The 23,182-nt window shown below is 72.1% G+C and carries 17 protein-coding genes; 8 read left to right on the top strand and 9 right to left on the bottom strand.

Annotated features, from left to right (window positions below; genetic code table 11):
* Positions 1-117 precede the first annotated feature (117 nt).
* The 7 genes from ACZ63F_RS11440 to ACZ63F_RS11470 are packed head-to-tail and all read right to left on the bottom strand — an operon-like array spanning position 118 to position 8,265.
* Positions 118-939, bottom strand: coding sequence for an HpcH/HpaI aldolase/citrate lyase family protein (locus ACZ63F_RS11440; RefSeq protein ID WP_469710206.1), 822 nt, complete (start codon positions 937-939; stop codon positions 118-120).
* Positions 936-2,201: a CaiB/BaiF CoA transferase family protein gene (locus tag ACZ63F_RS11445; RefSeq protein ID WP_469710207.1), complete on the bottom strand. Its 1,266-nt coding sequence runs from the start codon at positions 2,199-2,201 to the stop codon at positions 936-938. Before ACZ63F_RS11445 ends, ACZ63F_RS11440 begins: the two co-directional genes overlap by 4 nt.
* Positions 2,198-3,091 carry a ribokinase gene (rbsK, locus tag ACZ63F_RS11450; protein ID WP_469710208.1) on the bottom strand — a complete coding sequence of 298 codons (894 nt, stop codon included), beginning with the start codon at positions 3,089-3,091 and terminating at the stop codon, positions 2,198-2,200. The genes ACZ63F_RS11445 and rbsK overlap by 4 nt, the downstream gene beginning before the upstream one ends.
* On the bottom strand, positions 3,088-4,563 hold the full coding sequence (locus ACZ63F_RS11455; RefSeq protein WP_469710209.1) for an ADP-ribosylglycohydrolase family protein: 1,476 nt from the start codon (positions 4,561-4,563) through the stop codon (positions 3,088-3,090). Before ACZ63F_RS11455 ends, rbsK begins: the two co-directional genes overlap by 4 nt.
* Positions 4,551-5,726: an ADP-ribosylglycohydrolase family protein gene (locus ACZ63F_RS11460; protein WP_469710210.1), complete on the bottom strand. Its 1,176-nt coding sequence runs from the start codon at positions 5,724-5,726 to the stop codon at positions 4,551-4,553. Before ACZ63F_RS11460 ends, ACZ63F_RS11455 begins: the two co-directional genes overlap by 13 nt.
* Positions 5,727-5,734: 8 nt before the next feature.
* Complete coding sequence (locus ACZ63F_RS11465; RefSeq protein ID WP_469710211.1) at positions 5,735-6,853, bottom strand: ADP-ribosylglycohydrolase family protein; 1,119 nt, start codon at positions 6,851-6,853, stop codon at positions 5,735-5,737.
* Complete coding sequence (locus ACZ63F_RS11470) at positions 6,850-8,265, bottom strand: ADP-ribosylglycohydrolase family protein (RefSeq protein ID WP_469710212.1); 1,416 nt, start codon at positions 8,263-8,265, stop codon at positions 6,850-6,852. Before ACZ63F_RS11470 ends, ACZ63F_RS11465 begins: the two co-directional genes overlap by 4 nt.
* Positions 8,266-8,562: 297 nt before the next feature.
* Between ACZ63F_RS11470 and ACZ63F_RS11475 the strand changes: the two genes are divergently transcribed.
* From ACZ63F_RS11475 to qcrB, 5 genes are all read left to right on the top strand, one after another.
* The gene (locus ACZ63F_RS11475; RefSeq protein ID WP_352355340.1) at positions 8,563-9,294 is read left to right on the top strand and encodes a VIT1/CCC1 transporter family protein; all 732 of its coding nucleotides are present in this window, start codon (positions 8,563-8,565) and stop codon (positions 9,292-9,294) included.
* 430 nt (positions 9,295-9,724) lie between these two features.
* Entirely contained in the window at positions 9,725-14,263 is a 4,539-nt protein-coding gene (gltB, locus tag ACZ63F_RS11480) for a glutamate synthase large subunit (RefSeq protein ID WP_469710213.1), read from the top strand.
* Positions 14,256-15,716, top strand: a complete 1,461-nt coding sequence (locus tag ACZ63F_RS11485) for a glutamate synthase subunit beta (RefSeq protein WP_469710214.1) — start codon at positions 14,256-14,258, stop codon at positions 15,714-15,716. The genes gltB and ACZ63F_RS11485 overlap by 8 nt, the downstream gene beginning before the upstream one ends.
* 151 nt (positions 15,717-15,867) lie before the next feature.
* Complete coding sequence (locus ACZ63F_RS11490; RefSeq protein ID WP_469710215.1) at positions 15,868-16,593, top strand: vWA domain-containing protein; 726 nt, start codon at positions 15,868-15,870, stop codon at positions 16,591-16,593.
* 96 nt (positions 16,594-16,689) lie between these two features.
* A complete protein-coding gene (gene qcrB, locus ACZ63F_RS11495) occupies positions 16,690-18,348 on the top strand; it encodes a cytochrome bc1 complex cytochrome b subunit (RefSeq protein ID WP_469710216.1) in 1,659 nt (552 codons plus the stop codon).
* A gap of 11 nt (positions 18,349-18,359) precedes the next feature.
* Here the strand turns inward: qcrB and ACZ63F_RS11500 are convergent, their stop codons facing one another.
* Positions 18,360-19,364, bottom strand: a complete 1,005-nt coding sequence (locus ACZ63F_RS11500) for an acyl-CoA dehydrogenase family protein (RefSeq protein ID WP_469710217.1) — start codon at positions 19,362-19,364, stop codon at positions 18,360-18,362.
* 1 nt (position 19,365) lies between these two features.
* On the bottom strand, positions 19,366-20,505 hold the full coding sequence (locus ACZ63F_RS11505) for an acyl-CoA dehydrogenase family protein (protein WP_469710528.1): 1,140 nt from the start codon (positions 20,503-20,505) through the stop codon (positions 19,366-19,368).
* 53 nt (positions 20,506-20,558) lie between these two features.
* On the opposite strand from ACZ63F_RS11505, the gene ACZ63F_RS11510 reads away from it, so the two are divergent.
* From ACZ63F_RS11510 to ACZ63F_RS11520, 3 genes are read left to right on the top strand one after another with little or no spacing between them, the layout of a single operon-like run.
* Positions 20,559-21,347 (top strand): SDR family oxidoreductase, encoded by a 789-nt coding sequence (locus ACZ63F_RS11510; protein ID WP_469710218.1) that lies wholly within the window; start codon positions 20,559-20,561, stop codon positions 21,345-21,347.
* 15 nt (positions 21,348-21,362) lie between these two features.
* Positions 21,363-21,974: a TetR/AcrR family transcriptional regulator gene (locus ACZ63F_RS11515; RefSeq protein ID WP_469710219.1), complete on the top strand. Its 612-nt coding sequence runs from the start codon at positions 21,363-21,365 to the stop codon at positions 21,972-21,974.
* Positions 21,975-22,020: 46 nt separating this feature from the next.
* Entirely contained in the window at positions 22,021-23,178 is a 1,158-nt protein-coding gene (locus ACZ63F_RS11520; protein WP_469710220.1) for an acetyl-CoA C-acetyltransferase, read from the top strand.
* The last annotated feature ends 4 nt before the right edge of the window (positions 23,179-23,182 follow it).

Below are 23,182 nucleotides of genomic sequence, written 5' to 3' on the forward strand. Positions count from 1 at the left end.
CCCGCCACTGCCCTCCCTCCTCACCGGCGACTGCCCTCACCCGCAGCCTGCCTCCGCCGGCACCCTTGTCCCGCCGGCCGCCTTTTCCGCCGGCTCCCTTTCCGCCGGTGGGAGGGGTCAGCGGCGGTTCAGCAGGGACAGGGTTCTGCGGGCCGCGGCGACGACCGCTGCGTCGATGAAGCTGCCGTCGGGGAGGGCCTGGGCGCCCTGTTCGGTGGTGGCCGCCTTGATGACCGTTTCCGCCTGTTCGATTTCGGCCTCGGTGGGGAGGTAGGCCCGTTCGATGATCGGGAGCTGGCGGGGGTGGATCGCTGCGCGGCCCAGGAAGCCAAGGGCGCGGCCGTGGGCGCAGGACGCGGCAAGGCCGTTGAGGTCGCGGGTGTCGGGGTGGACCGACTGGGGCGGTGGGGCCAGGCCCGCCGCCCGCGCGGCGACCACGATCCTGGAACGGGACCAGTCGAGGCCGATGTCGTCCCGTACGCCGAGGTCGGCCCGTAGGTCCGCCTCGCCCAGGGAGATGCCCCGCAGCGCGGGGTGGGCGGCGGCGATGGCGTAGGCGTGTTCGATGCCGAGGGCCGATTCGAGCAGGGCGTACAAGGGGAGGGCCGCGGTCCGGGCCGCGACGTGGCGGACGTCCTCGGGGCTCGTGACCTTCGGGAGGCGTACCCCGGCGAGGCCGGGGAGGGCACGGACGGCCTGGATGTCGGTCTCTGCCCAGGGGGTGTCCAGGGCGTTGATCCGGACGTGCACCGGGACCGGCTGGGGGTGGGCGAGGAGCTCGGCGGTGGCGGCGCGGGCGTAGTCCTTGCGGTCCGGGGCGACCGCGTCCTCCAGGTCGATCACCACCACGTCGGTACCGGATGCCAGCGCCTTGGCGACGACGTGCGGCCGGTCGCCGGGGACGTACAGCCAGGTCAGGGGGAACGCCGCGGTGGTCATACGGCGCCCTCCGCACGCAGGGCCCGTACCTGGTCCGCGGTCAGGCCCAGCTCGGTCAGGACCTCCTCCGTGTCGGCGCCGTGCGGGCGGCCGGTCCAGCGGATCGCGCCGGGGGTGGCCGAGAGCCGGAAGAGGACGTTCTGCATGCGCAGGGGGCCCAGGTCGGGGTCGGGGACGGTCGTGATCGTGTTCAGTGCCTGGTACTGGGGGTCCTCCATGACGTCCCGCACGTCCTGGATCGGCGCCACCGCCGCCTCCGCCTTCTCGAACTCGGCCAGCACCTCGGCACGGGAGCGGGTGGCGATCCAGCCGCCGACGGCCGCGTCGAGGACGTCGGCATGCGCGGCCCGGCCGGCCCCGGTCGCGAACCACGGCTCGTCGATCAGCTCCGGGCGCCCGACCAGGCCCATCACCCGTTCGGCGATCGACTGGGCCGAGGTGGACACCGCGACCCAGCTGCCGTCCGCCGTGCGGTAGGTGTTGCGCGGGGCGTTGTTGGCGGAGCGGTTGCCGGTGCGCGCCTGGACGTAGCCGAGCTGGTCGTACCAGATGGGCTGGGGGCCGAGGACGGCCAGGATCGGCTCGATGATCGCCATGTCGACGACCTGGCCCTCGCCGGTGCGGTCCCGGGCCGCCAGCGCGGTCATCACGGCGTACGCGGTGGCCAGCGCCGCGATGGAGTCGGCGAGCCCGAACGGCGGCAGCGTCGGCGGGGCGTCCGGTTCGCCGGTGATCGCCGCGAAGCCGCTCATCGCCTCGGCGAGGGTCCCGAACCCGGGGCGGCGGGCGTAGGGGCCGAACTGGCCGAAGGCGGTGACCCGGGCCAGCACCAGGCGCGGGTTGGCGGCGGACAGCTCCTCCCAGCCGAGGTCCCACTTCTCCAGGGTGCCGGGGCGGAAGTTCTCGATGATCACGTCGGCGGTGGCGGCCAGCCGGAGCAGCGTGGCACGGCCGCCGGGCTTGGAGAGGTCGAGGGTGAGGGTGCGCTTGTTGCGGCCGAGCAGCTTCCACCACAGTCCGACGCCCTGCTTGGCCGGGCCGTGGCCGCGGGAGGGGTCGGGCTTGGCGGGGTGCTCGACCTTGACGACCTCGGCGCCGAAGTCACCGAGCAGGGTGGCGGCGAGGGGACCGGCGAAGAGGGTGGCCAGATCGAGGACGCGCAGACCGGTGAGGGGCGAGGACGTGGGCGGCGTGGGTGCCGTGGGTGCCGTGGGTGCCGTGCGTGTCGTCGGCGTCGTGGGCGCCTTGGGTGTCGTACTCATGCGGTGTACTGGGTTTCGATCTCCGGGCGGTACGGCATCGACTCCGTCGCCCCTTCCCGCTGGACGGAGATCGCCGCCGCGGCCGCCGCCCAGGACAGGGCCTCGCGGATCGGTTTCTCCTCGGCCAGGGCCACCGCGAGGGCGCCGACGAAGGTGTCGCCCGCGCCTGTGGAGTCGACGGCGGTCACATGGGGCGCGGGGATGACGAGCGGGGCGGCGTCGCGGGTGAGGTAGAGGCTGCCGGCCGCACCGAGGGTGACGACGACCTGCGGCACCTGGTCCAGGAGCGCGGCCGCCGCGTCGCGCGGGTCGGTGCGGTCGGTGAGGGTGGCCGCCTCTCGTTCGTTCGCCACCAGCAGGTCGATGCTGTCGAGGAGTTCGGACGGCAGCGGGCGGGCGGGGGACGGGGTGAGGACCGTCCGGACGCCGTGCCGGCGGGCGGCCTGCGCGCCGGCCACGACCGCGGCGAGCGGGATCTCCAGCTGGAGCAGGAGCATGTCGGCGGAGGCGATGACGCCCTCGTCGCCGGGGGACAGATGGTCGACGGTGCCGTTGGCGCCGGGGATCACGACGATCGCGTTGCCGCCCTCGTCGTCCACGACGATGTGCGCGGTGCCGGACGGACCCTCGATCGTGCGCAGCGAGTCCGTGTCCACGCCGGAGTGCTCGAGGGTCTCGCGCAGCCGGACGCCGTAGGAGTCGTGGCCGACCGCGCCGATCATCGAGACCGTGGCGCCGGCGCGGGCGGCGGCGATCGCCTGGTTGGCGCCCTTGCCGCCGGGGATCGTGCGGAACGTTCGTCCCGTCACGGTCTCGCCGAGCTGTGGTGCCTTCTCGGCGTACGCGACGAGGTCCATGTTCATGCTGCCGAGTACGGCGATCTGGGTCATGAGCGGGTCGCCTCCAGGTGAGTGAGGTGGGCGAGGGTGTCGAAGCCGGTGCCGTCGAAGCAGGCGACGGAGGTGGCGAGCCGGTTCTTCAGCGGGATCGTCCAGCGGTCGGGGAGCGCGTCGGGGTCACCGGCGAGCAGTCCGGCGACGGATCCCGCCGTCGCGCCGTTCGAGTCGGTGTCCCAGCCGCCGCTCACCGCGCGGCAGACGGAGCCGGTGAAGTCGCCGTCGGCGTGGGTGAGGGCGGCGGCGATCAGGGCGGTGTTGGGAATGGCGTGCACCCAGTGGTGGGTGGGGGAGTAGGCGGCGTGGAGTTCGTCGACGACGGTGTCGAAGTCGCGTTGTTCTTCGGCGAGCCGGATCGCGTGGTCGACGGCGCGCGCGAGGCGTGAGTGGGGTGGGATCACGGACCGGCCGGTGCGCAGGCAGGCGTGGACGTCGTGGCTGCCGGTGGCGGCGGTGGCGATGACGGCCGCGGTGAACATCGCCGCGTAGACGCCGTTGGCCGTGTGGGTGAGGGTGGCGTCCCGGTGGGCCTGTGCGGCGGCCGCGGCCGGGTCGCCGGGGTTGCTCCAGCCGTGCGCGTCGGCGCGGATGAGGGCGCCGATCCACTCGCGGAAGGGGTTGCGGTGGCGGGCGGCGTGCGGGGGTTCGACGCCGGTGAGGAGGTTGCGGTAGGCGACGCGTTCGGCGGTGAAGGTGCGGCCGGCGGGGAGTTCGTCGAGCCAGAGGGCGGCGACGTCGTCGGTGGTGAAGTTCCTGGTGTGGCGTTGGAGCAGGAGGAGGTTGAGGAGGGGGTAGTTGAGGTCGTCGTCCTCGGGCATGCCGTCGATGTTCTCGGCGAGGGACGTGGGGGCCGAGCGGCGGTTCCAGGGGTGGGCGGAGAGGAGTTCGGCGGGAACGCCGCGGGCCGTGAAGTAGTGGTTCAGGGGCCAGTTGCCGGCGGCGCGGGCGAGTTCGCGGATCGCGTGCAGGGGAAGCTTCTCGACGGGTTTCCCGAGCAGACAGCCGACGGCCCGGCCGAGCCAGGCGGCGTGGTAGGCGCGGGGCGTGGGGGCGGGGGCGGGGACGCCTACCGGCGCCTGCCGGGTGGGCGCGGAACAACGTGCCCCGTCAGGGGCGCGGGGAACTGCGCGATCAGCCCCCGCGCACCCGCAGTCGCACGACGGTCCGCACCGTCCTCCCCGTGGCGCTGACGGCCACTCGGGACACAGCGCCTTGATCTCGGCCAGATCCGTCGGCTCGTTCAACCGGCTCGGCAGGTCCGCGAGTTCGTCGAGGAGGTCCTCCGCCAGCTGGCGCAGGTACCGGGACGCCCGGTCCGGCGACGCGCCTGCCCGGTCCGGCGCGTCCGCGCCCCCCGCCGCCCGCCAGCGCGCAGCGATCGCCGACGGCTCCCGCCCGTCCTGCCGGGCCTGGCGCAGCTCGTGGCCGAGCAGGTCCTCCGGCTGTACCCAGGTCAGTCGGAGCAACTCGGACCTCCGAGGCGGGCGAAGGACTCCTCGTGGGTGCGGCGGCGTTCGACGTCGCGGGCGAAGACCTCCCGGGTCACGTCGGCCAGGACACGGGGCGGTTCCCACAGGTCGAGGCGGCTGGCCTCGGCGACCCGCTTCGACCAGTCCTCCGGAACCGGTGAGCCCAGCGCCCCGGTGATCGCACCCGCCATCGTCGCGATCGAGTCGCAGTCCCGGCCGTAGTTCACGGAACCGAGGACGGCGTGCCGGTAGTCGCCGTCGGCCACCAGCAACATGCCCAGGGCGACCGGGAGTTCCTCGATGGCGTGCAGGCGGGAGGGGCGGCGGGCGCCGAGCGAGGGGGACCGGTAGTCGGGGCCCACCGTGTCGTAGGGGGCGATCGCCTCGCGGAGCGGAACCAGCGCCGACTCGAAGTCGGAGTGGTGTGCCGCCGTTTCACAGACGCGTTCGATCGCCTCGCGGGTGCCGTCCTTCGCCACGGACAGGCAGACGCCGACCACGGAGTCCGGTGTCGCGCCGGGCGCGGTCGCCGCCGCCACCGCTGCCGCGAAGACGCCCGCCGCCTCCCTGCCGTACGACGACTGGTGGGCGCCGGCGATGTCCAGGGCCTCGGCGTACGCCGCCCACGGGTTCGCCGCGTTGACCAGGCCGACCGGGGCCATGTACATCGCCGCACCGCAGTTGACGATGTTGCCGACGCCGGCCTCCCGGGGATCGACGTGGCCGTAGTGGAGGCGGGCCGCGAGCCATTTCTCCGCGAGGAAGATCCGGTGCAGGGGGATGGTCTCCGTCTCCAGTTCCGGGATCCAGCGGGGGTTGGTCATCAGGTCCGGGACCAGGTGGTCGGCGATCGCGTACGCGTCGAGGTGGTCGCGGACGCGGTCGTACACCCGTACCAGCGCGTGGGTCATCAAGGTGTCGTCGGTGACGTGCCCGTCGCCCTTGTGGTACGGCGCGACGGGGCGGGCGGTGCGCCAGGCGTCGCCGTTCCAGGGGCCGACGATGCCGTGGACGCGGCCACCGTGGCGTTCGAGGATCTGGTCGGGGGAGTAGCCCTCGACCGGACCGCCGAGGGCGTCGCCGACGGCGGCCCCGACCAGTGCTCCGGTGATCCGGTCGGCGAGCGAGGCTCCGGCGCTTTCTTCTCCTTTGGGCGTCATGCACCGAATCATCCACCTGGACGGGCCGGTTGTGTGGCTTCCAGGAGTTCGGCGAGTTCCACGAGGTCCGTGCCGGTGAGGCGGGGGAGGGCACAGCCGGAGAGGGTGCGGCAGGCGTCCCGCCAGGACGGCGGGATCGTGTCACCGCCACCGAGGGCGCCGGTGACCGCGCCGGCCAGGGCGGGGGCCGAGTCGGCGACCCGGGAGAGGCAGGCGGCGGCGGGCACGGCCTCGGCGATCCTGCCGCGTGCGGCGGTGGCGAGGGCGAGGGCGACCGGGACGGTTTCCGCGGCGGCGATGCCGTAGCTGTAGACGTGGTCGACGATTTGGTGTTCGAGGAGAGGGATCAGGGCGAACGCGGAGTCCGCGGTACCGGCGAGGGTGAGGGCGTGCCGGGCGTTGCGGCCGATCTCGGTGGCCTCGGGGAGTTCGGCGAGGGCCGCGGCCACGCAGGTCTCGACCTCGGCGCCGACGAGGGCGAGAGCGAGGGCGGCGGCCATGGCGCGGGCGCCGTGCACCCCGTCGCCGTCCTGGGTGTAACGGGCGTCGAACTCGGCGAGGTCGGCGGCGCGTTGGGGGTCGCCGGGGTGGGCGACGGCGAGGGCGCAGGCGCGGACGCAGGCGGCGTCGTCGAAGTAGTGCGGGTTGTCGTGGCCGGTGGCGGGCGGGCGCAGGCCGGCGGCGAGGTTGCCGAGGCCGGCCCGGACGGAGATGCGGGCGCGCAGAGGCAGTACGGCCGACTCGATCTCCGGGGCGCGTTCGGCCGCGGCGGCGACCTCGGAGGCGACGGCGGTCCAGGTGAGGTCGATGGCGGCGCGGGTACGGAGCTCACGGCTGAGGTCGCCGAGGAGGGTGTCGTCGCCGGCGCGCAGGACGGCCTCGGCGGCGAAGGCCGCCCACTCGGCGTCGTCGGAGGGGCCGAGGCGGAGGGGTTCGGGGGGCTGGTTGAGGGCGATGGGGACGGGGAGGGTGGTGGTCGCGTTGTGCTCGGCGAAGGTGTCGAGTTCGCGGGTGAGGCGGCGGGTCCACTCGGGCATGCGGGATGCGCGGTGCCGCGCGGAAGGCCAGCCTGCGGCGTCGCCCGCGGCGAGGCCGAGGAGGAGTCCCTCGATACGACGCCGGTTCACCGGAGCCCCTCGCCGCACCCGGCCCCCAGGGGGCTCCGGCCCCTGGACCCCCGGGATCTCGTCCGCCCGCCACCGGACTCGGTCGGCAGACAGGTGGGCACCGGGGGCGGCGGCTCGGAGGGAGTGAGGACGGGAGGTTCGGGGTGTGGCTCGGTCGGCAGCAGGGCCGACGTGGTGGGTTGTGGCTCGGTGAGGGGGAGGGGGAGGGCGGGTGGCTCGCTCGGCGCGAAGGCTGACGTGACGGACTGCGGCTCGCTCGGTGCGAACGCCGGCGTAGTGGCGGAGCGCGCACCCGTCTGCCCCGCAGCCGCAACGGCAACCGCAGCCGCACCGGCAGCTCCAGCCCCAGCGGTAGCTCCAGCCCCGGTCGCAGCTCCAGCCCCAGCCGCAGCTCCCGCCCCGGTCGCGGCTCCGGCCGCTGCCGTCAGCAGGTCCGCCACCTCCAGTACATGGTGGCCCGCCATCGACGGCAGGCAGCTCCCCCGTACCGGGCCGATCACCGCCCCCCACTCCCGTGGGATCGCCGTCTCTCCGAGGGTCGCTCCGGCCAGCGCGCCGGCGACCGCGGCCGTGGTGTCCGCGTCGCGACCCATGTTGACGGCCGTCAGCACCGCGTCGCGGAAGTCGCCGTCCGCCGCGGCGTACGCACCGAAGGCGAGGGCCACCGCCTCCGGAGCCAGGTCGGTCCACGGGTAGCCGCCGATGACCACCGCGGAGCGGACCGCCCGTTCGCCGCGATGGGCCACCGAGACGGCCCGGCGCAGGGAGCGGGCCGTCCAGGAGTCGTCCGGGATCACCGCGAGCGCCGCCGCGACCACCGCCGTCGGAGGGGCTCCCGCCATCGCCGCCGCGACCCCCGCCGCCACCGCCTGACCGCCGTAGATGCCCTCGCCCTCGTGGCTCACCGAGCCGTCGACGGCGACGAGCCGGGCCGCCTCGGCGGGGCGGCCCGCCGCGAAGACGCCGAAGGGCGCCGCCCGCATGGCGAGGCCGTCGCTCCAGGCGTGCCGGTGCTGGGCGGAGATGGGGGCGGCCAGGCCGCGGCGGAGGTTCTCCAGAGTGCCGCGTTCGCTGAAGCCGGCGCCCTTGAAGGGGCCCTCGGCACGGTCGGCGATCCACTCGTGCCAGGCCGCCTCGACATGGGCCGGGGTGAGTGCCGAGCCGTGCCGGGCGAGGAGGAGGCCGGAGAAGATCGCGTACTCGGTGTCGTCCGTACCGGCGGGACGGTCGGTCACGTATCCCGTGATGCGGCCCCAGCGGGCGCGGATCTCGGAGGGCTTCATGTTCTCCGCCGGTGCCCCGAGCGCGTCTCCCACGGCCAGTCCCAGGAGCGCGCCCCGCGCCCGGTCGTGCAGCTCCCGGGCGCGCTCGTCGGGGGCGGGGGCCGGCGGGGTGCAGACGATCGGTGACATGGGCGGGCCTCTCCGGGAGGGGCTTCGCGCCGGGGCGCGCAGCCGTTTGCGGATGTGTCCCACCAACGGCGGTTGACCGCAGCCTGGCCGGCCCCTACATCACCCGGTCGACATCTGTGCAGGCCCTCGCACGTGTGAGCGTAAAAAGGTAAAACCGCAGGTTAGCTCAGCCTTTCCTTGCTGGCGACGGGGAATGCGGGGGCGTACCGTCAGTGTTGTCGAAAGATAGAACTTGTCCAAACTTAGCTTTGCCTCAGCTTATTCGGGGCAAGCGGCGAGACCCCAGGGGGACCCTTCATGGCCGTCATCGAGACGCAGGCGACTCTGCACGAAGCCCACCGCGACAACCACACCCACCGGGATGTGAACGGGGGCTGGCTGCGGCCCGCCGTCTTCGGTGCCATGGACGGACTCGTCTCCAACCTCGCCCTGATGACCGGAGTGGCCGGCGGGGCCGTCGGTCACCAGACCATCGTGATCACCGGGCTCGCGGGGCTCGCCGCCGGCGCCTTCTCGATGGCCGCCGGCGAGTACACCTCCGTGGCCTCGCAGCGTGAGCTCGTCGAGGCCGAACTGGACGTCGAGCGGCGGGAACTGCGCAAGCACCCGCAGGACGAGGAGGCCGAGCTGGCCGCGCTGTACGAGGCGCGAGGCGTCGAGCCGGGGCTGGCCCGGGAGGTCGCCCGGCAGCTGTCCGCCGATCCCGAGCAGGCGCTGGAGATACACGCCAGGGAAGAGCTCGGCATCGACCCCGGCGACCTTCCCTCGCCCCTGGTCGCGGCCGTCTCCTCCTTCGGGTCGTTCGCGCTGGGTGCGCTGCTGCCCGTGCTGCCGTTCCTGCTCGGCGCCACCGCGCTCTGGCCCGCCCTGCTGCTGGCCCTGGCCGGGCTGTTCGGCTGCGGTGCCGTGGTGGCCAAGGTGACCGCGCGGAGCTGGTGGTTCAGCGGTCTGCGGCAGCTCGCGCTGGGGGGCGCGGCGGCCGGTGTGACGTACGCCCTGGGCACCCTGTTCGGGACGGCCGTAGGATAGGAAAGCTGGTAGCTATGCGTTGGGCCGCATAAGTACCCGTTACTCGCTGGTTTCGAATGCTTAACCGCTGGGCATGAGCCGTAAGCGCCGCAGGCAATGACGCCTGCCATGCACCTGTGGGGGTGGCGCGACGCTCGCCCCCGCCCCGCGGACCGATGGACACGGATCTGTCCGGATCGGTCCCCCACCACCTTGACCGCTTCGAGCGGTACCCGCCGTAAACCCCTGCGGCGTCCGCATGTTGGAACGGTGTATCCAGTTCCCGAGAACCGCTCCATCATGTAACCTGCGTGAAATTTCGCAACAAAAACGCAGAGGGCCAGCGTCGTCCCTCGGCACCTGCTATACGCCACTGACGACGACGGGAGAGCCGATGCGTACGCCGCGCCAGCCGTCCCAGCACTCCACGAACGGCCGAAACTGGTCGTTCATGGATGCTCGCCCTGCTGCGCAGGGTATGTACGACCCCCGCAACGAGCACGACGCCTGCGGCGTCGGCTTCGTGGCCACCCTCACCGGCGAGGCGAGCCATGCGCTGGTCGAGCAGGCGCTCACGGTTCTGCGCAACCTGGAGCACCGCGGCGCGACCGGCTCCGAGCCCGACTCCGGCGACGGCGCGGGCCTGCTCTCCCAGGTGCCCGACGCCTTCTTCCGTGAGGTGGCCGGATTCGAGCTGCCGGCGGCCGGTTCATACGCCGTGGGTATCGCCTTCCTCCCCGAGGACGGCACCCAGGAGGCCGTCTCGCGGATCGAGACGATCGCGGACGAGGAGGGCCTCACCGTCCTCGGCTGGCGCGAGGTCCCGGTCGCCCCGCAGCTGCTCGGCGCCACCGCCCGCTCCACCATGCCGGTCTTCCGGCAGGTATTCGTCACCGACGGCGCCAGCGAGGGCATCGCGCTGGACCGCAGGGCTTTCGTGCTGCGCAAGCGCGCCGAGCGCGAGGCGGGCGTCTACTTCCCCTCGCTGTCCGCGCGGACCATCGTCTACAAGGGCATGCTGACCACCGGCCAGCTGGAGCCCTTCTTTCCGGACCTGTCCGACCGCCGCTTCGCGTCCGCGATCGCGCTCGTGCACTCCCGGTTCTCCACGAACACCTTCCCGTCGTGGCCGCTCGCGCACCCCTACCGGTTCGTCGCCCACAACGGTGAGATCAACACCGTCAAGGGCAACCGCAACTGGATGCGGGCCCGCGAGTCGCAGCTGGTCTCCGACCTGTTCGGCCCGCAGGAGAAGCTGGACCGCATCTTCCCGATCTGTACGCCCGACGCCTCCGACTCGGCCTCCTTCGACGAGGTCCTCGAGCTCCTGCACCTCGGTGGGCGTTCGCTGCCGCACTCCGTGCTGATGATGATCCCGGAGGCGTGGGAGAACCACGACTCCATGGACCCGGCCCGCCGCGCCTTCTACGGCTACCACGCCACGATGATGGAGCCCTGGGACGGTCCGGCCTGCGTCACCTTCACCGACGGCTCCCAGGTCGGTGCGGTTCTCGACCGCAACGGTCTGCGTCCGGGCCGCTACTGGGTCACCGACGACGGCCTGGTCGTCCTCGGCTCCGAGGTCGGCGTCCTCGACATCGACCCCGCCAAGGTCGTCCGCAAGGGCCGGCTGCAGCCCGGCCGGATGTTCCTCGTCGACACCGTCGAGCACCGCATCATCGAGGACGACGAGATCAAGGCCGGTCTCGCCGCCGCGCAGCCGTACGAGGAGTGGCTGGAGGCCGGCGAGATCGAGCTCTCCGACCTGCCCGAGCGCGAGCACATCGTCCACACCCACGCCTCGGTCACCCGCCGCCAGCAGACCTTCGGCTACACCGAGGAGGAGCTGCGCGTCATCCTCGCGCCGATGGCCAAGGCCGGCGCCGAGCCGATCGGCTCCATGGGCACCGACTCGCCGATCGCCGCGCTGAGCGAGCGTCCGCGCCTGCTCTTCGACTACTTCACCCAGCTGTTCGCGCAGGTCACCAACCCGCCGCTGGACGCGATCCGCGAAGAGCTCGTCACCTCGCTGCGCAGCTCTCTCGGTCCCGCGGGCAACCTGCTCGACCCGACCGCCGCGTCCTGCCGCTCGGTCGTGCTGCCCTTCCCGGTGATCGACAACGACGAGCTGGCCAAGCTCATCCACATCAACGCCGACGGCGACATGCCCGGCTTCAAGGCCGCGACCCTGTCCGGCCTGTACCGGGTCTCCGGCGGCGGCGACTCCCTCGCCGCGCGCATCGAGGAGATCTGCGCCGAGGCCGACGCGGCCATCGAGAACGGCGCCCGCCTGATCGTCCTGTCGGACCGGCACTCGGACGCCGAGCACGCGCCGATCCCGTCGCTGCTGCTCACCGCGGCCGTCCACCACCACCTCATCCGCACCAAGCAGCGCACCCACGTGGGCCTGCTCGTCGAGGCAGGCGACGTCCGCGAGGTCCACCACGTCGCCCTGCTGATCGGCTTCGGCGCCGCGGCCGTCAACCCGTACCTGGCCATGGAGTCCGTCGAGGACCTGACCCGCGCGGGCACCTTCCTGCCGGGCATGGAGGCCGAGCAGGCCATCCGCAACCTGATCTACGCCCTCGGCAAGGGCGTCCTGAAGGTCATGTCCAAGATGGGCATCTCCACGGTCGCCTCCTACCGCGGCGCCCAGGTCTTCGAGGCCGTCGGTCTCGAAGAGGGCTTCGTCGAGAAGTACTTCAGCGGCACCGCCTCCAAGATCGGCGGCGTCGGCATCGACGTCATCGCCAAGGAGGTCGCCGCCCGCCACGCCAAGGCCTACCCGGCCTCCGGCATCGCGCCTGCCCACCGCGCCCTGGAGATAGGGGGCGAGTACCAGTGGCGTCGCGAGGGCGAGCCGCACCTGTTCGACCCGGAGACGGTCTTCCGCCTCCAGCACTCGACGCGGGCCAACCGCTACGACATCTTCAAGAAGTACACGGACCGCGTGAACGAGCAGTCCGAGCGGCTGATGACGCTGCGCGGCCTCTTCGGCTTCAAGAGCGACCGTCCCTCGATCTCCATCGACGAGGTCGAGCCGGTCTCGGAGATCGTCAAGCGGTTCTCCACCGGCGCCATGTCCTACGGCTCCATCTCGCGCGAGGCCCACGAGACCCTCGCCATCGCCATGAACCAGCTGGGCGGCAAGTCCAACACCGGTGAGGGCGGCGAGGACCCGGACCGCCTGTACGACCCGGCGCGGCGCAGCGCCATCAAGCAGGTCGCCTCCGGCCGCTTCGGCGTGACCTCGGAGTACCTGGTCAACGCGGACGACATCCAGATCAAGATGGCCCAGGGCGCCAAGCCCGGCGAGGGCGGCCAGCTGCCCGGCCACAAGGTCTACCCGTGGGTCGCCAAGACCCGGCACTCCACCCCGGGCGTCGGCCTGATCTCCCCGCCGCCGCACCACGACATCTACTCCATCGAGGACCTGGCCCAGCTGATCCACGACCTCAAGAACGCGAACCCGCAGGCGCGGATTCACGTCAAGCTGGTCTCCGAGGTCGGCGTCGGCACGGTCGCGGCCGGTGTGTCCAAGGCGCACGCGGACGTCGTGCTCATCTCCGGCCACGACGGCGGTACGGGTGCGTCCCCTCTGACGAGCCTGAAGCACGCGGGCGGCCCCTGGGAGCTCGGTCTCGCCGAGACTCAGCAGACCCTGCTGCTCAACGGCCTGCGGGACCGCATCGTCGTGCAGACCGACGGCCAGCTCAAGACCGGCCGTGACGTGGTCATCGCCGCGCTGCTCGGCGCCGAGGAGTTCGGTTTCGCGACCGCGCCGCTCGTCGTCTCCGGCTGCATCATGATGCGCGTCTGCCACCTCGACACCTGCCCGGTCGGCGTCGCCACCCAGAACCCGGTGCTGCGCGACCGCTTCTCCGGCAAGGCCGAGTACGTGGTGAACTTCTTCACGTTCATCGCCGAGGAGGTCCGCGAGATCCTCGCCGAGCTGGGCTTCCGCTCCATCGAGGAGGCCGTCGGCCACGCCGAGGCGCTCGACGTCACCCGCGCCGTGAACCACTGGAAGGCGCAGGGCCTGGACCTGGCCCCGCTCTTCCACGTGCCCGAGCTGCCCGAGGGCGCGGCCCTGCACCGGACCGTCGCCCAGGACCACGGCCTGGAGAAGGCCCTGGACAACGAGCTGATCAAGCTCGCCTCGGACGCCCTGGCCGCCTCCAGCGCCACCGACGCCCAGCCGGTGCGCGCCCAGATCAAGGTCCGCAACATCAACCGCACGGTCGGCACCATGCTCGGCCACGAGGTGACGAAGAAGTTCGGCGGCGCGGGCCTGCCCGACGACACCATCGACATCACCTTCACCGGCTCGGCCGGCCAGTCCTTCGGCGCCTTCCTGCCGCGCGGTGTCACGCTCCGCCTGGAGGGCGACGCCAACGACTACGTCGGCAAGGGCCTCTCCGGCGGCCGCGTCATCGTCCGTCCGGACCGGGCGGCCGACCACCTCGCCGAGTACTCCACCATCGCGGGCAACACCATCGCCTACGGTGCGACCGGCGGCGAGCTGTTCCTGCGCGGCCGGACCGGCGAGCGGTTCTGCGTCCGCAACTCCGGCGCGCTGGTGGTCTCGGAGGGCGTGGGCGACCACGGCTGCGAGTACATGACCGGCGGCCACGCGGTGGTCCTCGGCGAGACGGGCCGCAACTTCGCGGCCGGCATGTCGGGCGGTGTCGCCTACGTGATCGACCTGAACCGCGACAACGTCAACGCCGGCAACGTGGACGCGATCGAGGACCTGGACGACGCGGACAAGCAGTGGCTGCACGACGTGGTGCGCCGCCACGCCGAGGACACCGGCTCGACGGTCGCCGACAAGCTGCTCGCCGACTGGGACACGGCCGTGCAGCGGTTCAGCAAGATCATCCCCAGCACCTACAAGGCAGTGCTCGCCGCCAAGGACGCCGCCGAGCGAGCCGGTCTCTCGGAGACCGAGACCCACGAGAAGATGATGGAGGCGGCGATCAATGGCTGACCCGAAGGGTTTCCTGAACCACGGCCGTGAGGTCGCCGAGACCCGTCCCGTCGCCGAGCGCGTCAAGGACTGGAACGAGGTCTACGTCCCGGGCTCGCTGCTGCCGATCATCAGCAAGCAGGCCAGCCGGTGCATGGACTGCGGCATCCCGTTCTGCCACAACGGCTGTCCGCTCGGGAACCTGATCCCCGAGTGGAACGACTTCGCCTACCGCGAGGACTGGCCGGCCGCGTCCGAGCGCCTGCACGCCACGAACAACTTCCCGGAGTTCACGGGCCGCCTGTGCCCGGCCCCGTGCGAGTCGGCGTGCGTGCTCGGCATCAACCAGCCGGCCGTCACCATCAAGAACGTCGAGGTCTCCATCATCGACCAGGCGTGGGAGGCCGGGACCGTCGCCCCGCAGGCCCCCGAGCGCCTGTCCGGCAAGACCGTCGCCGTCATCGGCTCGGGCCCCGCGGGCCTGGCCGCCGCCCAGCAGCTGACCCGGGCCGGCCACACGGTCGCCGTCTACGAGCGCGCCGACCGCATCGGCGGCCTGCTCCGCTACGGCATCCCCGAGTTCAAGATGGAGAAGCGGCACATCAACCGCCGTATCGAGCAGATGCGCGCGGAGGGCACCCGCTTCCGCACCGGCATCGAGATCGGCCGCGACCTCAAGGCGACCGACCTGAGGAAGCGGTACGACGCGGTCGTCATCGCCGCGGGAGCCACCACCGCCCGTGACCTCCCCGTCCCCGGCCGCGAGCTCAAGGGCATCCACCAGGCGATGGAGTACCTGCCGCTGTCCAACAAGGTCCAGGAGGGCGACTACGTGGTGTCGCCCATCTCGGCCGAGGGCAAGCACGTGGTCGTGATCGGCGGCGGCGACACCGGCGCGGACTGCGTGGGCACCGCCCACCGCCAGGGCGCGGCCTCCGTCACCCAGCTGGAGATCATGCCCCGCCCGGGCGAGGACCGCGCGCCGCACCAGCCCTGGCCGACCTTCCCGATGCTCTACAAGGTCACCTCGGCGCACGAGGAGGGCGGCGAGCGGGTCTACTCCGTCTCCACCACCCACTTCGAGGGCGACGAGGACGGCAACGTCCAGTGGCTGCACCTCACCGAGGTGGAGTTCGTCGACGGCAAGCTGACCCCGAAGCCGGGCACCGAGCGGAAGATCCCGGCCCAGCTGGTCACCCTGGCCATGGGCTTCACCGGCACCGACCGGGTGAACGGTGTGGTGGACCAGTTCGGTCTCGAACTCGACGAGCGCGGCAACATCGCCCGCGACGCCGACTTCCAGACCAACGTGCCGGGCGTCTTCGTCGCCGGTGACGCCGGCCGCGGCCAGTCCCTGATCGTCTGGGCCATCGCCGAGGGCCGCTCGGCCGCCAAGGGCGTCGACCGCTTCCTCACCGGCGCCAGCGACCTCCCGGCCCCGATCCGCCCGACGGACCGCTCGCTGATGGTCTGACCCACCCCGAAGAACGTCCCGTACAAAGGCGTACGGAACACCAGACGGCGCCTGCCCGCCAGTCCCCGACCGGACGACAGGGCAGGCGCCGCCGCCTTTTCCGATCAAGTAACCTCGGCCTCCTGAACCACGGGTGAGGGGGGAGCAGGACATGGCCGCGATCAGTCTCAGCAAGGTGGAGCGGACCGCGCCCGCGCTGGTCGAGTCGTACAAGTCGGCCGGGATCTCCCTCACCAAGCACGGCCTCGACGGGCTGCGCGCCGCCGTCTACCTGGTCGTCGACTACTCCGGCTCGATGAAGCCGTACTACGCGGACGGCAGCGTGCAGGCGCTCGCCGACCGGGTCCTCGGCCTCTCCGCACACCTGGACGACGACGGCCGGGTCCCCGTCGTCTTCTTCTCCACCGACATCGACGCGGTCACCGACATCGAACTGGCCGACCACACGGGCCGGATCGAGAAGATCGCGGCCGGGCTCGGGCACATGGGCAGGACCAGCTACCACCTGGCCATGGACGCCGTGATCGACCACTACCTGGACAGCGGGTCCACCGCGCCCGCCCTGGTCGTCTTCCAGACCGACGGCGGCCCGATCAACAAGCTCGCCGCGGAACGCTATTTGTGCAAGGCCGCGAAGCTGCCGCTGTTCTGGCAGTTCGTCGGCTTCGGCGACCCGCGCAGCACACAGTTCGACTTCTTGCGCAAGCTCGACGAACTGGCGGTGCCGGGGAAGCGGGCGGTGGACAACGCGGGCTTCTTCCACGCCGGTTCGGACCCGGCGAGGCTGCCGGACGGCGAGCTGTACGACCGCCTCGTCGGCGAGTTCCCGCAGTGGCTGGCGGCGGCGCGGGCGGCGGGCATCGTACGCGCCGGCTGACCCCACTCGCCCCGGCCGACTTTACGTCGCCCCGTTGGCTGTAGCGCTCCGGCGTGCCACCCTGAGGGGTGATCCGGCGGGGAGGCGACGCGACGTATGGACGACGCGGCACGAACGGTGAACGGACAGGCACGGGTGGGAAGTTCCGCGGACCGCGCGGAACCGCCCGGCAAGGGTGAGAAGCTCGCGGACTGGGCGGACGGCCGGCTCGGGATCTACGCCCTGGCCAAGGCGAACATGCGCAAGGTGTTCCCGGACCACTGGTCATTCATGCTGGGCGAGGTCTGCCTCTACAGCTTCCTCATCCTGATCCTCACGGGCATCTACCTCACGCTGTTCTTCGAGCCCAGCGGCGCCGAGGTCGTGTACCACGGCACCTACCAGCCGCTGAACGGCATCATCATGACCAAGGCGTACGAGTCGACGCTGCACATCAGCTTCGACGTGCGCGGCGGCCTGCTGATCCGGCAGATCCACCACTGGGCGGCGCTGGTCTTCGTGGCCGGCATGGTCGTCCACATGATGCGGGTGTTCTTCACCGGAGCCTTCCGCAAGCCCCGCGAGGTCAACTGGCTGTTCGGCTGGACCCTGCTGTTCCTCGCCATCCTCACCGGCCTGACCGGCTACTCGCTCCCCGACGACCTGCTCTCCGGCACCGGCGTCCGGTTCGCCGACGGCGCGATCCTGTCGATCCCGATCGTCGGCTCGTACATCTCGTTCTTCCTGTTCGGCGGGGAGTTCCCGGGCCACGACATCATCTCCCGGTTCTTCCCGATCCACGTGCTGCTGCTGCCCGGGATCATGCTGGGACTGGTCGTCGCCCACCTGATCCTGGTCTTCTACCACAAGCACACCCAGTACCCGGCGCCCGGACGCGACCAGAAGAGCGTCATCGGCATGCCGTTCCTGCCGGTCTACATGGCCAAGGCCGGCGGATTCTTCTTCCTCGTCTTCGGGGTCCTCGCGCTCATCGGCGGCATCGCCACCATCAACCCGGTGTGGGCCTTCGGCCCCTACCGCCCCGACCTGGTGACCACGGGCGCCCAGCCCGACTGGTACCTGGGCTTCTCCGAGGGCCTGATCCGCGTGATGCCCGGCTGGGAGATCAACGCCTGGGGCCACACCCTGGAACTGGGCGTCCTCATCCCCTTCTCGCTCTTCCCGCTCTTCCTCCTGGCCATCGGCGTCTACCCGTTCATCGAGGCGTGGATCACCGGCGACAAGCGCGAGCACCACATCCTCGACCGCCCGCGCAACGTCCCCGTCCGGACCGCCCTCGGCGTGGCCTGGCTCAGCGAGTACTTCGTGCTGCTGATCGGCGGCGGCAACGACATCGTCGCCACCCACCTGCACCTCTCCATCAACTCGATCACCTGGTTCGTCCGGATCTCCGTCTTCGTCGTCCCCGTCCTGGCCTTCGTCGTCACCAAACGCATCTGCCTGGGCCTGCAGCGCCGGGACCGCGACAAGGTCCTGCACGGCAGGGAGACCGGCCTCATCAAGATGCTTCCGCACGGCGAGTACATCGAGGTCCACGAACCCCTCAGCCAGGACCGCCTGTTCGTCCTGACCCAGCACGAACAGAACCCGCCGTACGAGATCGGTCCGCTGGAGGACGCGAACGGCGTACGACGCAGGGTCACGCTCGCCCAGCGGGTACGGGCGAGCATGTCGAAGGGCATGTTCGGCCCGGACACCCACATCAAGAAGCCGACGAGGCAGGAATACCGGGAACTATCGAACAAGGAGCACTGAGACGCGCCCCTTCAGGGGCGCGGGGAACTGCGCGACAAGCCACACACGACCCGCGGCCAACGACGCTCCAGAACCACCCTCCGACACTCGTCCGGCGCCCCCCAAGCACCGCGCAGCGCCCGCGCCTTGGTCAGCCACAACGACAGGTCGTACTCCGCCGTGTAGCCGATCGCCCCATGCAGCTGCAGCGCGGCGCGCGCCCCGGCGTACGCCGCCGCACAGGCACCGAGCTTCGCCGCGGCCACGTCCGACGGAGTCATCGTCACCGCCGCCCCGAACACCAGCGGCCGCGCGAACTCCAGCGCGATCTTCACGTCGGCCAGCCGGTGCCTGACCGCCTGGAACGACCCGACGGGCACACCGAACTGGGTCCGCTGCTTCACGTAGGCCACCGTTCTGTCGAGCAGGGCCAGTCCCAGCCCCAGCGCCTGTGCGGCCGTGGCCAGCCGGGCCCAGGTCAGCGCCTCCCCCCACGGCGGCTCCGCACCGAGCAGCTCACCGACCGGAAACAGCGGGGCGAGCCGGCGGGCGGGGTCCAGGGACCGGCGCACCGCCCCGGCGCCGGAGGACAACAGCAGGCCCTCCGGCGCTGCCGCGAGCCGCACGTCGGCCGCGTCCCCGTCCAGCGCCAGTCCGTAGCCGTGCTGCTCGAACGCCACCGTCGCCAGCGTCCCGCCCGACGCGATCCCCGGCAGGAACCGCTTGGCGAGGCCGGCGCCGTCGTCGAGCAGCACCGCCGCCGCCACCGTCTCCGCCAGCGGCCCCGGCACCGCGAACCGCCCCAGCTCGACGAAGGCGACGGCCAGTTCGACGGCCCGGCGCCCCGCCCCGCCGTACTCCTCCGGCACCGCGAGCTCGAACACCCCGGCCGCGCCGAGGCGGCTCCACAACGCCCGCCCGCTCGCCTGCTCGCCGCTGCTCCAGTCGCGTATCACCGCCGGTGTGTCCGCGGCGGCCAGCAGCGCCCGCAGGGCGCCGGCGAAGTCCCGCTGCCCGGTGTCCAGGAGGAAACGCATGTCAGCGGCGTCCCTTCGGCAGGCCGAGCAGCCGCTCGGCGACGATGTCGCGCTGGATCTCGTTGGTGCCCGCGTAGACCGGACCGGCCAGGGAGAAGACATAGCCCTCCGACCACGGTGTGTCGGTCAGTTCGCCCTCCGCGCCCAGCAGGTCGAGCGCCGTCTCGTGCAGCGCGAGGTCCAGCTCCGACCAGAACACCTTGTTCAGGCTGGACTCGGGGCCGAGCGACGCGCCGTCCAGGAAGCGGGCGGCCGCCGCGTAGGTGAACAGCTGGTACGCACGGGCGCCGGCGACGGCGTCGGCCACCCCGGCCGCGGCCGACTCCGGTTCACCCCGCGCCCGCCAGAGGTCCCGCAGCCGGTCGGCGGCGGCCAGGAACCGTCCCGGCGACCGCAGTGTCAGCCCCCGCTCGTTCCCCGCGGCCGACATGGCGATCCGCCAGCCCTGGCCCGGCTCGCCGATCACGTCCTCGTCGGGCACGAACACCTCGTCCAGGAACAGCTCCGCGAACGCCGGCTTCCCGTCGAGACGGCCGATCGGGCGCACGGTCACCCCCGGCGCCCGCAGGTCGAACATCAGGTACGTGAGCCCCTGATGCGGTTTCGGCGTGTGGGGCTCACTGCGGAACAGGCCGAACGCGCGGTCGGCGAAGGCCGCCCGTGACGACCAGGTCTTCTGGCCGCCGAGGAGCCAGCCGCCGTCCGTCCGCACGGCCCTGGACGTGAGGGAGGCCAGGTCGGAACCCGCCTCGGGCTCGGACCACGCCTGCGCCCAGACCACCTCCCCGGTGGCCATCGGCGGCAGCACCCGCGCGCGCTGCTCCTCGGTGCCGTGGTCGAACAGGGTCGGTGCGAGCAGGCTGATGCCGTTCTGGCCCACCCGGCCGGGCGCGCCCGCCGCCCAGTACTCCTCCTCGAAGACCAGCCATCGCAGCAGCCCCGCGTCCCGGCCGCCGTACTCCTCGGGCCAGGACACCACCGACCAGCGGTCCGCGGCCAGTTCGGCCTCCCAGGCGCGGTGCGCGGCGAAGCCGTCGGCGGTCTCCAGGGACGGGAGCGGGGGGTCGGGCACGCGCTCCGCCAGCCAGGCGCGGGCCTCGGCGCGGAACTCCTCGTCCGCCGGGCTGTGGGTCAGGTCCACGGTCGCCGTCACCGTCCTTCCCTAACAAGTGTTTGGTAGGTTAGCGTGGGCGCATGACAGGCGTCGAGAGTCCGGAGTACGTGCCCGGGCACGGGCTGCTCAAGGGGCGCACCGCCGTCGTCACCGCCGCGGCCGGGGCGGGGATCGGCGGGGCGACCGCGCGCCGCTTCCTTGAGGAGGGCGCCCGCGTGCTGATCAGCGACGCGCACGCGCGGCGCCTCAAGGAGCACGCGGCCGAGCTGTCCGGCGAGCATCCGGGCGCCGTGACCGCGGTCCCGTGCGACGTGACCGACGAGGCCCAGGTCCAGCAGCTCTTCGACACCGCCGTACGGGAGCACGGGCGACTGGACATCGTGGTCAACAACGCCGGTCTCGGCGGCACTTCCGCCCTCGTCGACATGACGGACGACCAGTGGACGCGGGTCCTCGACGTCACCCTCAACGGCACCTTCCGGTGCTCGCGCGCCGCCCTGCGGCACTTCCGCGAGAGCGGGCGGGGCGGGGTGATCGTCAACAACTCCTCCGTCGTCGGCTGGCGCGCCCAGGCGGGACAGGCCCACTACGCCGCCGCCAAGGCCGGGGTGATGGCGCTGACCCGGTGCGCGGCGATCGAGGCCGCCGGGTACGGGGTGCGGGTCAACGCGGTGGCGCCGAGCCTCGCCATGCATCCGCACCTGGTGAAGGTGACCTCCGCCGAACTGCTGGAGGGGCTCACCGCCCGCGAGGCCTTCGGGCGGTACGCCGAACCCTGGGAGGTGGCCAACGCGATCGTCTTCCTGGCGTCGGGCTACTCCTCCTACCTCACCGGAGAGGTCGTCTCCGTCAGCAGCCAGCACCCGTAGGACGAGAATGTACCCGTGCCGACCAAGAAGAAGCCCCAGGTGACCGCCGCCCCCGCCCGGCGCCGCGAACTCCTCGAGACCGCCGCCGAGGTCTTCGCCGAGCAGGGCTACAACGCCACCACCGTGCGCAAGATCGCGGACCACGCCGGCATGCTCGCCGGCAGCCTCTACTACCACTTCGACTCCAAGGAGTCGATGCTGGAGGAGATCCTGCGGACCTTCCTCGACGAGCTCTGGGACGGCTACGGCACCGTCCTGGGCGCCGGGCTCGGTCCCCGCGAGACCCTCGAAGCCCTGGTCACCGAGTCCTTCCGGGAGATCGACCGGCACCGAGCCGCCGTCGCCATCTACCAGAAGGAGAGCAAGCAACTGGTCGCGCAGGAGCGGTTCGGCTTCCTCGCCGCGTCGCAGCGCAGGTTCGAGAAGGCGTGGCTGTCGACGCTGGAGCGCGGGGTCGACGCGCGCGTCTTCCGCGCCGACCTCGACGTCCGCCTCACCTACCGGTTCGTGCGCGACACCGTGTGGGTCGCCGCCTCCTGGTACAGGCCGGGCGGACAGCACAGCCCGGAGGAGATCGCCCGGCAGTACCTGTCGATGGTGCTGGACGGGATCGCCGTCCGTGAGTAGCCCACCCATTCGTTGAAAGCCCCTTTCTGCAGAGGGAGTTGCCGAGATGGCCGAGGCCTACATCGTCGAAGCGGTGCGCACGCCGGTCGGGCGGCGCAAGGGCGGACTGAGCGGGGTCCACCCGGCCGATCTGGGCGCCCGTGTGCTGACCGCCCTGGTGGAGCGCTCGGGCGTGGACCCGGCCGCCGTCGAGGACGTCGTCTTCGGCTGCCTCGACGCGGTGGGGCCGCAGGCCGGTGACATCGCCCGGACCAGCTGGCTGGCGGCCGGGCTGCCCGAGGAGGTGCCGGGCGTCACCGTCGACCGCCAGTGCGGCTCCTCGCAGCAGGCCGTGCACTTCGCCGCACAGGCCGTCCTCTCCGGCACCCAGGACCTGGTGGTCGCCGGCGGCGTCCAGAACATGTCCCAGATCCCCATCGCCTTCGCCTCCCGCCAGGCCGCCGAGCCGCTGGGGCTGACCGAGGGCCCCTTCCTGGGCAGCGAGGGCTGGCGGGCCCGGTACGGCAGGCAGCCCGTCAACCAGTTCGCCGGCGCCGAGATGATCGCCGCCAAGTGGGGCGTCAGCCGCCGGGACCAGGAGGAGTTCGCCCTGAACTCCCACCGCAGGGCCCTGCGCGCCATCGACGAGGGCCGCTTCGAGCGGGAGATCGTGCCCTACGGTCCGGTCGCCGTGGACGAGGGCCCGCGCCGCGACACCTCCCTGGAGAAGATGGCCGCCCTGAAGCCGGTCGTCGACGGCGGCACCATCACCGCCGCCTGCTCCTCCCAGGTCTCCGACGGCGCCGCCGCCCTGCTGCTCGCCTCCGAACGCGCCGTCCGCGAACACGGGTTACGCCCCCGGGCCCGCGTCCACCACCTCTCCGTCCGCGGCGAGGACCCCATCCGGATGCTCTCCGCGCCGATCCCGGCCACCGCCCACGCCCTGAAGAAGACCGGGCTCACCATCGACGCGATCGACCTCGTCGAGATCAACGAGGCCTTCGCCCCGGTCGTCCTCGCCTGGCTCAAGGAGACCGGCGCCGACCCCGCCAAGGTCAACGTCAACGGCGGCGCGATAGCCCTCGGCCACCCCCTCGGCGCCACCGGCGTCAAGCTGATGACCACCCTCCTGCACGAACTGGAGCGCACCGGCGGCCGGTACGGCCTCCAAACCATGTGCGAGGGCGGGGGACAGGCGAACGTGACGATCATCGAGCGGCTGTAGATCC

The organism is Streptomyces sp. NPDC104761, from assembly GCF_055583445.1.

Coding starts and splice junctions, on each gene's coding strand:
- rbsK (WP_469710208.1), bottom strand. CDS start 3,091: ATGACCCAGATCGCCGTACTCGGCAGCATGAACATGGACCTCGTCGCG.
- ACZ63F_RS11485 (WP_469710214.1), top strand. CDS start 14,256: ATGGCTGACCCGAAGGGTTTCCTGAACCACGGCCGTGAGGTCGCCGAG.
- ACZ63F_RS11445 (WP_469710207.1), bottom strand. CDS start 2,201: ATGAGTACGACACCCAAGGCGCCCACGACGCCGACGACACGCACGGCA.
- gltB (WP_469710213.1), top strand. CDS start 9,725: ATGGATGCTCGCCCTGCTGCGCAGGGTATGTACGACCCCCGCAACGAG.
- ACZ63F_RS11500 (WP_469710217.1), bottom strand. CDS start 19,364: ATGCGTTTCCTCCTGGACACCGGGCAGCGGGACTTCGCCGGCGCCCTG.
- ACZ63F_RS11475 (WP_352355340.1), top strand. CDS start 8,563: ATGGCCGTCATCGAGACGCAGGCGACTCTGCACGAAGCCCACCGCGAC.
- ACZ63F_RS11490 (WP_469710215.1), top strand. CDS start 15,868: ATGGCCGCGATCAGTCTCAGCAAGGTGGAGCGGACCGCGCCCGCGCTG.
- ACZ63F_RS11460 (WP_469710210.1), bottom strand. CDS start 5,726: ATGACGCCCAAAGGAGAAGAAAGCGCCGGAGCCTCGCTCGCCGACCGG.
- ACZ63F_RS11440 (WP_469710206.1), bottom strand. CDS start 939: ATGACCACCGCGGCGTTCCCCCTGACCTGGCTGTACGTCCCCGGCGAC.
- ACZ63F_RS11520 (WP_469710220.1), top strand. CDS start 22,021: ATGGCCGAGGCCTACATCGTCGAAGCGGTGCGCACGCCGGTCGGGCGG.
- ACZ63F_RS11470 (WP_469710212.1), bottom strand. CDS start 8,265: ATGTCACCGATCGTCTGCACCCCGCCGGCCCCCGCCCCCGACGAGCGC.
- qcrB (WP_469710216.1), top strand. CDS start 16,690: ATGGACGACGCGGCACGAACGGTGAACGGACAGGCACGGGTGGGAAGT.
- ACZ63F_RS11510 (WP_469710218.1), top strand. CDS start 20,559: ATGACAGGCGTCGAGAGTCCGGAGTACGTGCCCGGGCACGGGCTGCTC.